The organism is Vibrio sp. B1Z05 (assembly GCF_052955985.1).
In genome coordinates this window covers 2,289,903-2,302,465 of the sequence record NZ_CP130463.1, presented here as the reverse complement: position 1 = coordinate 2,302,465, position 12,563 = coordinate 2,289,903, and the positions used below count along the sequence as shown (strand labels likewise).

Here is a 12,563-nt window from a genome sequence, read left to right as displayed (position 1 = left end):
TATGTGGGTTGGCATAATAAGCCTGTTTCCAGAGATGTTCCGCTCTGTCACTGATTTTGGTGTAACAGGTCAAGCGGTAAAGAAAGGTCTTTTGTCGGTAGAAACGTGGAATCCCCGCGATTTTACTCATGACAAACATCGCACTGTTGATGATAGACCTTACGGGGGCGGCCCTGGCATGTTGATGATGGTACAGCCTTTGCGCGATGCTATTAACACAGCCAAACAAGCAGCACCCGGCAAGACGAAGGTTATCTATCTTAGCCCTCAAGGTCGAAAGCTCGACCAGCAAGGCGTAGAAGAGTTGGCAACAAGCGAGAACTTGCTTCTTATTTGTGGTCGCTATGAAGGGGTAGATGAGCGCATCATTCAATCCGAAGTTGACGAAGAATGGTCAATTGGTGATTTTGTGATGACAGGTGGTGAACTGCCAGCCATGACCTTAATCGACTCAGTATCTCGGTTTATTCCGGGTGTACTAGGAGATTTTGCGTCAGCAGAGGAAGATTCCTTTGCTAATGGGTTACTGGATTGTCCCCACTATACGCGTCCTGAAGTGTTAGACGGAGAAGAAGTGCCAGCGGTACTGAAATCCGGAAATCATAAGGACATTCGTCGCTGGCGATTAAAACAATCGTTAGGCCGTACTTGGCTAAGAAGGCCAGAGATGCTGGAAAACCTAGCTCTGACTGACGAACAGGAAAATTTACTAGCCGAGTTCGTGATTGAGCGAAAGCGCACGAGCAAAGACAGCAAGTAACCTATTAAATATAGATTCAGTTTATTCTAGGGTATAGAAACATGAGTAATATCATCAACGCTCTTGAGCAAGAGCAAATGAAACAAGACCTACCTACATTCGCACCTGGTGACACTGTAGTAGTTCAAGTTAAAGTTAAAGAAGGCGACCGTGAGCGTCTACAGGCATTCGAAGGCGTTGTAATCGCTATTCGTAACCGTGGTCTACACTCTGCATTCACAGTTCGTAAAATCTCGAACGGTGAAGGTGTTGAGCGTACATTCCAAACTCACTCTCCAATGGTTGATAGCATTGAAGTTAAACGCCGTGGTGCAGTACGTCGTGCCAAGTTGTACTACCTACGTGAGCGTTCTGGTAAGTCAGCTCGTATTAAAGAGAAACTTGCTAAGAAGTAATGCACAACCTGCATTTCTCATAAAGTTAAACGGGAGCCAATTGGCTCCCGTTTTTTTATCTTTTTACTTGTATCAGGTATTAGCTTAGTACTGATCTTCTGACCAACCGTCACTGTCTGACATATCAGGTGCGCCGGCAATGGCGTTCTCTTCATCTGCCCAAGTTCCAAAGTCGATCATTTGACACTTCTTGCTACAGAAAGGGCGATGTGGGCTCTGTTCTCCCCACTCAACATCTACACCACAGGTTGGGCAAGGTACGATGGTAATTTTGCTCATGTTTCATTCTCTTGGTTGATACCTACAGATCATTTTAGCTAAAGCAGAACAGAGCAAAGATGTTCCATGCTCATATCCACTAGAATCAGCTACAAATAGCCAATTCAAACTCAATATCTTGGGTACTGGCTTGGCCAGTATCAAAGTGAATGAACTTTATCGCAAAACGGTTCTTATGTCCCGAAACCATAGGGTATACACCGTATTCATGGTTAAAATGCACTCTGAGTATATTCGCTTCATGGGCATCGCTTTGATAAAAGCCACTGCGCGCTATTTGCGACTTAAATTGTGCCGAACTTCTAGTGAGGTTCAACCATTGTTGCAAAGCATGGTTGAGTGGCGCCAAAGAGGTCAGCCATTGCTGTGCATCAGCCATACGTTTTTCTAATGGTTGGTGGAGCCAGTAGTGCAATGCAGGTAAATCAAAGCAACAGGCGCCACCGGGTAGGTTGAAGCGCTGTCGAATAGAAGACAAGAAGCTGTCTTCTTTTAGCTCGGTGCCAAATCGTTGTGCTTGCATCACTTCGGTGTGCACTAACGCAATTTCACCGAGTAAGCCTTGTAGGCGTTGTTGATCAACACCGGGTACATTTAGCCAGTTACTATAGGTTAATTTGAGTTTATCTAGATCTTTTAGAATTTCTGGTTTGAGCTGAATCTGTTCAAATATATCTAAAAGATCAAACAATGAACGAAACAGAACTTGATAATGTTGTGTATCTGAAAAAGTGGCACAGTGTTGCATCTGACGTAGAAGGCTTTCAATACGCAGGTAAGTTCTGGTTTTCTCATTCAGAGGATGTTCATATTTTTGAATGGTCATATATTGCATCCTGCTTTAGACATAATAGGTATTGTCACGAAATCATTTGCATAACGCCAGATATTTACGATGTAACTGGGCAATTTTTTCAGTTAGCAATTCGCTACAGCCATCATTGCAAATAATATCGTCCGCAATAGCCAATCTTTGCTCTCTGCTCGCTTGTGCTTTTAAAATCGCCTGTACTTGTTCCTTCGACACACCATCCCTGGCTAAGGTGCGCTGTATTTGTGTTTCTGGTGACACATCAACGACTAATACTTTATCAGCCATGCTCTGCAAATTGTTTTCTGCCATCAGTGGAATCACTAATAAACAGTAAGCAGATGTTGATTGTTGCAGTTGTAGCTGCATTTTTTGGCGTATCATTGGATGCAGCAGTTGGTCGATCCACGCTTTATTTTTAGGATCGGCAAAAACCAATTCTCGCAGTTTCACTCGATTAAGGGTGCCATCACTATGGATGATGTCACCACCAAATTGAGTAATTATAGCTTGTAAGCCGTCACTGCCAGGCTCAACCACTTCTCGTGCCACAAGGTCAGCATCTACGATATCGATGTGGTAATTGTCATGAAAATGATTGGCGACGGTTGTTTTTCCGCTACCAATACCACCTGTGATACCTATGACTAATCCCATGACTCAATCCTTCTAGTAAATCGTTATTAATACGCAGGGATGTAATGGCTTAGATACCAAGCCACAATATCATTACCCACAATCAAATAGACCCAACCGGCAATTGCCAGATATGGACCAAAAGGAAAGGCTTTTTCGATGCCTTGTTTTTTGAGGCGTAGCTGAATAATGCCAAAAATCAGTCCAACTAGAGACGACAACAAAATGATCAAAGGTAGCGATTGCCAACCTAGCCATGCTCCTAGCGCAGCTAACAGTTTAAAGTCGCCATAACCCATACCTTCCTTGCCTGTGAGCAGTTTAAACAGCCAGTAGACACTCCATAGAGACAGGTAGCCTGCCATTGCGCCAATAATGGCATCAGGTAGTGAGATAGGGCTGATACCGAGTACAGACAGCGCAATACCCGCCCACATTAAAGGTAAGGTCAGGCTGTCAGGCAACAGCATAGTATCAAGGTCAATAAAGGTGGCGCAGATCAATACCCAAGTAAACCCAAGTAATGCGACCGCGTATAGACCCGGAGAAAAATACAGAGAAATGGTTAAGCATAATGCGCCAGATAACAGTTCAATCAGAGGGTAACGCGCACTGATTTTAGTGCTACAAGCACGGCAACGACCTTTAAGGCACAGCCAACCCAATACTGGAATATTGTCTTTAGCTTTTATTGGGGTGTTGCATTTAGGGCAATGTGAGCCGGGTAGGCTGATATTAAACACCCCTTCAGGGACTTTTAATTTAAGCTCAGGATAGGCTTCGGCAAATTCTTTCTGCCACTCTCTTTCCATCATGATAGGAAGTCGATGGATCACCACATTGAGAAAGCTACCAATAATCAAACCAAGAATGGTCACCATTATCGGAAACAGCATCGGGAAGTACGTAAAATAATAATCGAGCATTGTCGGCTCACAATAAAAAATTCTATTGGTATGTTATCGCAACTTAGGGCAGTTGTTTATCCTTATCATAGAGATAAAGCTAACCAACCGCGCTCATAAGGCTAAAAATAGGCAAATACATAGATAACACCAATCCGCCCACTAAGCTGCCAAGAAAAACAATCATTAATGGCTCGATCAGCTGACCTATCTTGTTAGTTGACTCATTCAGCTGCTCTTCAAATAGTCTAGCCAGCTTTTCGGTCATAAATGCCAGTCTGCCGGTTAGCTCGCCAATATTCAGCATTTTTAACATTAAGGGAGGCACAAGAGATACCGAGGACAGAGCCAAGCTAAAACTGCTTCCTGCACGGATTTGATGATGGATACCACTGAGTTTGTGTTTAAGGAAAGGGTTGTGTATGGCGCCTATGGCATTGTCTAAACAGGATAAAAGGGGCAGTCCTGCTTGGATGCCGTTACATAATAACAGATTAAAACGAGCCAATTCGCCAACCAAAATACACGGCCCAAGTATAGGGAGCCTTAAAAGCAATTGAGCGCATTGACGGCGCACCGCTGGGCTTTTGCGTATTAGGATATGCAAACTCATACCAAGTACCGCAGTGGCAATAAGGATTGTGCCAATATGCGCTTGAAACCACTGCGAAGCATCTAAGGTAAATTGCGTTAAAGCTGGAAGCTCCGCACCAAAGCTTCGAAATAGACTGGAGAATTGTGGAACCACGAAGATCATCATAATGATCATGACAATGCAGGCGACAATCAGCACCGATAGGGGATAGATCAGCGCTGATTTGATCTGTTTTATCAGCTGGTGGTTTTTCTCTCTATGCTCAGCGCAGTAGTTCAGTGCTTGCGCGAGGTCGCCATTACTCTCTCCAATACGAACAAACTGCAAATACAGAGCATCAAAATGAGTAAAGCCTTGCATAGCAGTGGATAGCGAATGTCCTTGCTGAACCTGAAAAGTTAGCTCTTCGAGCAATGCGCTTAGCCCTTGTCGATAATTAGATTGGCTGAGCTCTTGCATTGCCAAGCTGATAGGAAGCCCAGCATCTAACATGATTGCCAGTTGTTGTGTGAAGGTGGTGATCTGGCGGTCATTGACGCTGTGTTTGATACTTGTAAAGAAGGGCATAGGTTTGGCGATACTTTTTTGTAGGCGAATTCCTTTATGCTTCATTTCTCTTTGTAATTGCTCGGCAGAGTACGCCAATTGACTGCCTGTAGTTTTTTGCCCGCATGAGTTCACTCCTAGCCAGTAATAAAGACGAAGTTTACCCATGCCCTAATACTCTTTGCAGCTCTTGTGTTGTAGTGAGGCCTTGCTTGAGCAGTTGCGTTGCGCAGGCTTTGAGATCTTGCTGTGAAACCAAGTGCGCTGTTATTTGCTGCGCATCGAAGTTTGGCTGGGTGACTTGTTGCAACAGTTCACGATTGATTGGCAGCAGTTCAAAAATACCGACTCGGCCCTTGTATCCCTGATTACATTGAAAACAGCCGCTGTTTTCAGCAAACTTGACACCAATCTTGGCACAATACGGACAGCTTTTACGCAATAACCTTTGTGCAATCACTAGCCGTAAACTGCTTTGCAAATCGGTGGGATGAATGCCTAACTGATAAAGACGCTCTAACGCGCTAAAGGCAGAGTTGGTATGCAGTGTCGAGAGCACTAGGTGCCCGGTTTGCGCCGCTTGTATCGCCATTTCAGCCGTTTCTTGATCGCGAATTTCCCCAAGCATAATCACGTCAGGATCTTGCCGAAGCAGTGAGCGTAAACATTTGGCAAAGGTAAGGGCGATATTAGCGTTCACCTGTATCTGGTTAAAGCCCGCTAAGTGGATCTCCACTGGATCTTCAACCGTACAAATATTGATGTTGTCATTGGCAATGCTATTGAGACAAGAGTAGAGAGTGATCGTTTTGCCACTGCCGGTGGGGCCGGTGACTAATATCAGCCCTTGTGGTTGATGCAATTCTTGTTCAAGTAAAGTGTGCTGTGCTTGGTTCATCCCTAACTGGTTTAATGTCGGTAGTGCTTGAGTATTGTTGGCTAACCTCATCACCAGTTTCTCGCCCCATAATGTCGGCAGTGTGGCGACGCGCAGTTCGATAGATTGTTCCTTAGAAAGGGAATAATGCATTCGCCCGTCTTGCGGTAAACGTTGCTCTGCAATATCTAGCTCAGCATTGATCTTTATCTGGCTTATGAGTGCTTTTACTTCACGATTGGATAGCGTCATGACGCTAATCAGTAGCCCATCACAACGCATCCGTATCCGAGCTTGCTCTTTATCCGGTTCGATATGAATATCGGAAGCATTGCGCTGTAAGCTGATTTGCATGACCTCAAATAGCAAGCTTGCGTGTTCGTTTGAGTTATGATGATCTTTTAGCTCACTATGTACTTTTTGCTGTAGAAATTGGAACTGTTCAAGGTCGGTCAGTATCAGTTGTGTTGGCAGGTTATGATGAAATTGCAATTCTAATGCGAGTGTTTTTAGGCAAGGATCGTAGCTGAGTAATTGTAAGCCGTGTTTGCTTAATGCAATGGGAATGAGCGGCTGAGTCAGGGTGATAGGCTCTAGTTTAAGCTCAATGATAATCGCCATCACTTTTGAGAGTTCAAATTGCTGTGTAGGTTGAGGCTCGTAATGTAACTGATGCTGATTTGCCAAAAATTTGCTGATATCGGCCTGAGAATGACCGCTAACCTGAGAGACCCAATACAGTAATTGTTCAGTAGAAAGGGCTTTTCGCTCCAACAATACCTCGGCTTGCTTTGCCGTTAGTAAAGTTGGAGAGAGTATGTGGATTAAAGGATGACTCACTGGCAGCCTTTTGGCGCATCAACACCACTCGCACCACTGACGGTACAACTCCAACCGTTGCTTTCATCTCGACTAAACGAAACTGACGCACCATCTAATGAACTTTTATCACTATCAAAAGTGAATTGTAAGGCATTGGTTGCAATACTGATTTCTCCTAAACTTCCTGCGGCACTGGAAACAGCGTTGATTTCACTAAGGGAAGAGGGGAACGCTCCGTTGTCTAGATAGTACAGCTCGGTTTTGGTGAGCAAACCTCTTAAGGTTGCAGTGGCGGAGGCGAGCTCTGATTTCTTCACATAATCCTTATACATAGGAACGCCAATCGCGGAGAGTACGCCAATGATGGCAACCACTATCATCAGTTCAATTAAGGTAAATCCTTTTTGCTTGTTATTCATATTCACTTCTGTACCTCGACAAATAATTGCTGGTGGCTGTAAAACTAGAAGCTATTAGGAGGAATAAAAGAGTGTGCAGCAGGGCTTGGCAACCGTCTCGCAATTCTATGTTGAGGGCATGCAAAGCTGCGCATGAAAAAATGAGAGCTAGGTAGGAGTAGGGCAGTCGTGAGTTAATACTGGGCAATAAAAAGGCCAGCTACGCTGACCTTATCGGGAATAATTTCTTTTGAAATTATTTATTTGAAACGCATAGATAGGTCCATACACTTCAGGTGCTTAGTCAGCGCACCGACCGAGATGTAATCGACGCCTGTTTCCGCAATTGAGCGAATAGTCTCTAGGGTCACGTTACCTGAGTTTTCTAGTACCGCTTGACCTTGGTTGATTGCTACCGCTTCTCTCATCATATCTAACGTAAAGTTATCTAACATAATAATGTCTGCGCCAGCTTTAATAGCGGCCTGCATCTCAGCAATGCTTTCGGTTTCCACTTCCACAGGTTTACCCGGTGATAGTTTTTTCGCCGTTGAGATAGCTTGTTCAATGCCACCACAAGCAATGATGTGGTTTTCTTTAATCAAGTAAGCGTCAAACACACCGATGCGATGGTTAAAACCGCCACCACAAGCGACGGCATATTTAAGAGCACTGCGCAGGCATGGGATAGTTTTACGAGTATCGAGCAATTTACATCCAGTGCCTTTAATCTTGCTGACGTATTCCGCAACTACCGTCGCACAGCCAGATAAGGTTTGGATGAAGTTCATCGCATTACGCTCACCAGTAAGCAGGGTGCGGGCTGGACCACTTAAGGTACATAGCGTTTGGTTTGGCTGAACGGTGTCGCCATCTTCTACGTGCCAGTCAATCGAGACTTGTCCGCCAAGTTGCTTAAAGACTTCATCAGCCCACATTTTTCCACAAAAGACGCCATGTTCACGAGTAATTATGGTGGCGACACCTTGCGTATCAGCCGCAATAAGGTTTGCTGTGATATCTACAGATGCATCTGAAGTACCGCCAAGATCTTCTCTTAGAGTTTCTTCTACTGCGCGAGTCACTTCATGAGGTAATTGTTGCTTTAGGTACGCTAAACGAGCACCGCTGTCGTGGGTATTTTTCATATCCAAAACTTTCACTATGTTGTTTAAAACCAATTTGTGCTGAATGATACTCTGGCTTGAATTATAATTCAGCAACAATTGATCTAGGATAATAAAAATGTCCACTTCATCATGGTATTCGAACGCGAAAATTGTGCCTTCTCCCTATTGCGACGATAGGCCAAACCTTCGAGACATTTCACTACTTGTCATACATAATATTTCCCTGCCTCCCGGGGAGTTCTCGCAAAACAATATCGAAGCTTTTTTTCAAGGGAAGTTAAGTGCTGATGCGCATCCTTTTTTTGAAAGAATCAGTCAGATGCGAGTTTCTGCACATTGCCTTATCAAAAGAGACGGAGAAATAATCCAGTTTGTCCCATTTGAAAAAAGGGCGTGGCATGCGGGCGTTTCCTCTTTTGCAGGCAGAGAACGTTGCAATGATTTTTCTATTGGTATTGAACTTGAAGGGACAGATTTTGTTGCCTATACCGATGCGCAATACCAAGCGTTAGCGGAAGTAACAAGGTATTTACTCCAGCAGTATCCAAAATTAACGCCGTTGCGTATCACTGGGCATCAATATATTGCACCATTGCGCAAAACCGACCCCGGATTGTCATTTCATTGGTCAAAATTTAATAAGTTGATTGCAAAATAATATATGTTTGATAAATTTGTCATACAAATAGAGTTTATGGCGTTAAGCTCGAACACGACAACTTAGGTAACAAAATATTTACATTATGGGCTTTAAATAGCGATTTTATGTTATCGCTATCGCCATTCTATGATTTAAATCAATTTTCCCTAGACAGAAAATAAATTGCTATGTTAAGTTTCGCTTCAAGTTAAAATTGGTAATACCAATTTACAACGTGCAGGACGCAGAGAATTAAATGCCAAAAGTTTCCTTTCGAAGTATTCGCCAACCTAAGCTATCTGATGTGATAGAAAAAGAGTTGGAAACATTAATTTTGGACGGAATTTTATCTCCTGGGAAAAAACTACCTTCGGAGAGAGAGCTGGCGAAACAGTTTGATGTTTCAAGACCTTCAGTAAGAGAGGCAATTCAACGGCTAGAAGCTAAGGGATTGCTTACTCGACGCCAAGGTGGCGGAACTTTCGTCAGTGAAAGCTTGTCTTCTAATTTAGCTGATCCGTTACTTAATCTGTTGGCGAGTCATTCTGATACGCAAAGAGATTTATTAGAAACGCGTCATGCTTTAGAAGGTATCTCAGCATATTTTGCGGCATTACGAGGAACGGCTGAAGATTTTCAGCGTATTACTGAATGTCAAAAATCGCTGAGTATTCCAGTAAATAGCGATGATATAGAAAGTGAAACTAAAGCAATCATGGAGTTTTTGATTGCTATTTCAGAGGCTTCACACAATGTAGTGCTTTTGCATATTGTTCGTAGTCTTGCACCACTATTACAAGAGAACGTGTCACAAAACCTGATGCTTTTGCACGGTCGTGATGACGCCATACAAAAGCTAAATGAATACCGAGAAGAGATAGTAGACGCTATCACTTCTAGACAACCACAACGAGCTCGCGAGCTGTGTGAAGTTCATTTGGCCTTTATCGATGAAATATTGTCGGATTTGACCGAAGAGCAAGAAAGACGAGCTCTGTCATTACGTCGGATTCAACAGAACAAATAGTAAGCTTTTGCTTAGGGTATGTGACCCTAGTAGTTGACCTAACTTAATAAAAGGATAGTTCGCAATGTCTGATAAGAAGCATGACGTTGATGCTCTGGAAACTCAAGATTGGCTAGAAGCGCTTGAGTCAGTAGTACGTGAAGAAGGTGTAGAGCGTGCACAATTCTTACTAGAACAAGTTCTAGATAAGGCGCGTTTAGACGGTGTTGATATGCCAACTGGCATTAACACTAACTACATTAATACCATTCCAGCAGCGCAAGAACCAGCTTACCCTGGTGATGTAACGCTTGAGCGTCGTATTCGCTCAATCATTCGCTGGAACGCAATTATGATTGTATTGCGTGCTTCTAAGAAAGACTTAGACCTTGGTGGCCACATGGCGTCTTACCAGTCTGCAGCTGCTTTCTACGAAGTGTGTTTCAACCATTTCTTCCGTGCTCCAAATGAGACGGACGGTGGCGACTTAGTTTATTATCAAGGTCATATTTCTCCAGGAATCTACTCTCGCGCATTCGTTGAGGGTCGTCTAACTGAAGAGCAACTAGATAACTTCCGCCAAGAAGTTGATGGTAAAGGTATCCCTTCATACCCACACCCTAAGTTGATGCCTGAATTCTGGCAGTTCCCAACAGTATCTATGGGCCTAGGTCCAATCTCAGCTATCTACCAAGCTCGCTTCCTTAAGTACCTAGAAGGCCGTGGCTTGAAAGAAACTTCAGCGCAACGCGTATACGCCTTCCTAGGTGATGGCGAGATGGATGAGCCAGAATCACGCGGTGCAATTTCATTTGCTGCTCGTGAAAAACTGGACAACCTATGTTTCCTAATTAACTGTAACCTACAGCGTCTAGACGGCCCTGTAATGGGTAACGGTAGCATCATCCAAGAACTTGAAGGTCTATTTAAAGGCGCAGGTTGGAACGTTGTTAAAGTTATCTGGGGTAGCAACTGGGATTCACTACTTGCTAAAGACACCACTGGTAAGCTTCTTCAACTAATGAACGAAACTGTCGACGGTGACTACCAAACATTCAAATCTAAAGATGGCGCATACGTACGTGAGCACTTCTTTGGTAAATACCCTGAAACAGCCGCACTTGTTGCTGATATGACTGATGACGAAATCTTCGCTCTTAAGCGTGGTGGTCATGATTCATCTAAACTGTTTGCTGCATTTAACAATGCAAAAGAAACAGGCGGCAAGCCAACGGTAATCCTAGCTAAAACTGTTAAAGGTTACGGCATGGGTGATGCAGCTGAAGGTAAAAACATTGCACACGGCGTGAAGAAAATGGACATGACTCATGTTCTACATCTACGTGATCGTTTAGGCCTACAAGACATTCTTTCTGATGAAAAAGTAAGTGAACTACCTTACTTGAAACTAGAAGAAGGTACGCCTGAGTACGAATACATGCACGCTCGTCGTAACGCTCTGCACGGTTACACGCCGCAACGTCTGCCTAAATTCACTCAAGAATTTAAAGTTCCTGAGCTAGAAGAGTTTGCTCCACTACTTGGCGCGCAGAAACGTGAAATCTCGACTACAATGGCTTATGTTCGTACTTTGAATATTTTGTTGAAAAACAAAAATATCGGTAAGAACATCGTACCTATCATCTGTGACGAAGCTCGTACATTTGGTATGGAAGGTCTATTCCGTCAGATCGGTATCTACAACCCGCATGGTCAGGAATACACTCCTGAAGATAAGGGCATTGTTTCTTACTACAAAGAAGCAACTTCTGGTCAAGTTCTGCAAGAAGGTATCAATGAACTAGGTTCAATGGCATCTTGGGTTGCTGCTGCAACGTCATACAGCACTAACAACCTGCCAATGATTCCGTTCTACATCTACTACTCTATGTTCGGTTTCCAACGTATTGGTGACATGGCATGGCTAGCAGGTGACCAACAAGCTCGTGGCTTCCTACTAGGTGCTACAGCTGGCCGTACAACATTGAACGGTGAAGGTCTACAGCACGAAGATGGTCACTCGCACATCCAAGCGAACACTATCCCTAACTGTGTGACTTACGACCCAACGTTTGCTTACGAGCTAGCGGTAATCATGCAAGACGGTATCCGTCGCATGTACGGTCCGGAGCAAGAAAGTATTTACTACTACCTAACAGTAATGAACGAAAACTACGCAATGCCAGCAATGCCAGAAGGCGCTGAAGAAGGCATTCGTAAAGGTATTTACAAGCTTCAATCTCACGAAGGTAGCAAAGGTAAAGTTCAGCTATTGAGCTCTGGTACTATCATGAATGAAGTACGCAAAGCGGCTGAAATCCTAAGCGAAGAGTACGGCGTAGCATCTGACGTATTCTCTGTAACTTCTTTCAACGAACTGACTCGTGATGGTCAAAATGTTGAGCGTTACAACATGCTTCACCCTGAAGCTGAAGATCAAGTACCTTACATCACTACTGTTCTGGGTAATGAGCCAGCAATCGCGGCAACAGATTACATGAAGAACTACGCTGAGCAAGTACGTGCTTACGTTCCTGCTGAGTCATATAAAGTACTGGGTACTGACGGCTTTGGTCGTTCAGATAGCCGTGACAATCTACGTCGTCACTTTGAAGTTAACGCGGGCTACGTTGTGGTTGCTGCGCTAACTGAATTGGCTAAACGTGGTGATGTTGAGAAATCTGTAGTTGCAGAGGCAATTGCTAAATTCAACATCGATACAGAAAAAACTAACCCGCAATTTGCATAAGACTTCCATTGAGT

13 protein-coding genes are annotated in these 12,563 nt (G+C 43.8%); 5 read left to right on the top strand and 8 right to left on the bottom strand.

The window, feature by feature from the left end; genetic code table 11:
- The first annotated feature begins 1 nt into the window (after position 1).
- Together trmD and rplS are read left to right on the top strand one after the other, a co-directional pair.
- Positions 2-760 (top strand): tRNA (guanosine(37)-N1)-methyltransferase TrmD, encoded by a 759-nt coding sequence (gene trmD, locus QV280_RS10420; protein ID WP_021712250.1) that lies wholly within the window; start codon positions 2-4, stop codon positions 758-760.
- Between the two features lie 41 nt (positions 761-801).
- Complete coding sequence (gene rplS, locus QV280_RS10415) at positions 802-1,155, top strand: 50S ribosomal protein L19 (protein WP_021712249.1); 354 nt, start codon at positions 802-804, stop codon at positions 1,153-1,155.
- A gap of 84 nt (positions 1,156-1,239) precedes the next feature.
- Here rplS and yacG read toward each other — a convergent pair whose 3' ends face one another.
- From yacG to nadC, 8 genes are all read right to left on the bottom strand, one after another.
- Complete coding sequence (yacG, locus tag QV280_RS10410) at positions 1,240-1,434, bottom strand: DNA gyrase inhibitor YacG (protein WP_152819457.1); 195 nt, start codon at positions 1,432-1,434, stop codon at positions 1,240-1,242.
- 85 nt (positions 1,435-1,519) lie between these two features.
- A complete protein-coding gene (gene zapD / locus QV280_RS10405; protein ID WP_023405420.1) occupies positions 1,520-2,260 on the bottom strand; it encodes a cell division protein ZapD in 741 nt (246 codons plus the stop codon).
- A gap of 42 nt (positions 2,261-2,302) precedes the next feature.
- Entirely contained in the window at positions 2,303-2,902 is a 600-nt protein-coding gene (coaE, locus tag QV280_RS10400) for a dephospho-CoA kinase (protein WP_023405421.1), read from the bottom strand.
- A 26-nt stretch (positions 2,903-2,928) separates the two neighbouring features.
- Entirely contained in the window at positions 2,929-3,807 is an 879-nt protein-coding gene (locus QV280_RS10395; protein ID WP_152819458.1) for a prepilin peptidase, read from the bottom strand.
- A gap of 79 nt (positions 3,808-3,886) precedes the next feature.
- Positions 3,887-5,095, bottom strand: coding sequence for a type II secretion system F family protein (locus QV280_RS10390; protein WP_152819459.1), 1,209 nt, complete (start codon positions 5,093-5,095; stop codon positions 3,887-3,889).
- The gene (locus QV280_RS10385; protein WP_367869512.1) at positions 5,088-6,644 is read right to left on the bottom strand and encodes a GspE/PulE family protein; all 1,557 of its coding nucleotides are present in this window, start codon (positions 6,642-6,644) and stop codon (positions 5,088-5,090) included. The genes QV280_RS10390 and QV280_RS10385 overlap by 8 nt, the downstream gene beginning before the upstream one ends.
- Positions 6,641-7,045 (bottom strand): pilin, encoded by a 405-nt coding sequence (locus tag QV280_RS10380; RefSeq protein ID WP_152819461.1) that lies wholly within the window; start codon positions 7,043-7,045, stop codon positions 6,641-6,643. The genes QV280_RS10385 and QV280_RS10380 overlap by 4 nt, the downstream gene beginning before the upstream one ends.
- Before the next feature lie 239 nt (positions 7,046-7,284).
- A complete protein-coding gene (gene nadC / locus QV280_RS10375; protein ID WP_152819462.1) occupies positions 7,285-8,172 on the bottom strand; it encodes a carboxylating nicotinate-nucleotide diphosphorylase in 888 nt (295 codons plus the stop codon).
- A gap of 97 nt (positions 8,173-8,269) precedes the next feature.
- Here nadC and ampD point away from each other — a divergent pair, with 97 nt between their 5' ends.
- From ampD to aceE, 3 genes are all read left to right on the top strand, one after another.
- Positions 8,270-8,812, top strand: a complete 543-nt coding sequence (gene ampD, locus QV280_RS10370; protein ID WP_023405427.1) for a 1,6-anhydro-N-acetylmuramyl-L-alanine amidase AmpD — start codon at positions 8,270-8,272, stop codon at positions 8,810-8,812.
- 238 nt (positions 8,813-9,050) lie between these two features.
- The gene (gene pdhR / locus QV280_RS10365) at positions 9,051-9,821 is read left to right on the top strand and encodes a pyruvate dehydrogenase complex transcriptional repressor PdhR (protein WP_023405428.1); all 771 of its coding nucleotides are present in this window, start codon (positions 9,051-9,053) and stop codon (positions 9,819-9,821) included.
- Between the two features lie 64 nt (positions 9,822-9,885).
- Positions 9,886-12,549, top strand: a complete 2,664-nt coding sequence (gene aceE, locus QV280_RS10360; RefSeq protein WP_152819463.1) for a pyruvate dehydrogenase (acetyl-transferring), homodimeric type — start codon at positions 9,886-9,888, stop codon at positions 12,547-12,549.
- The last annotated feature ends 14 nt before the right edge of the window (positions 12,550-12,563 follow it).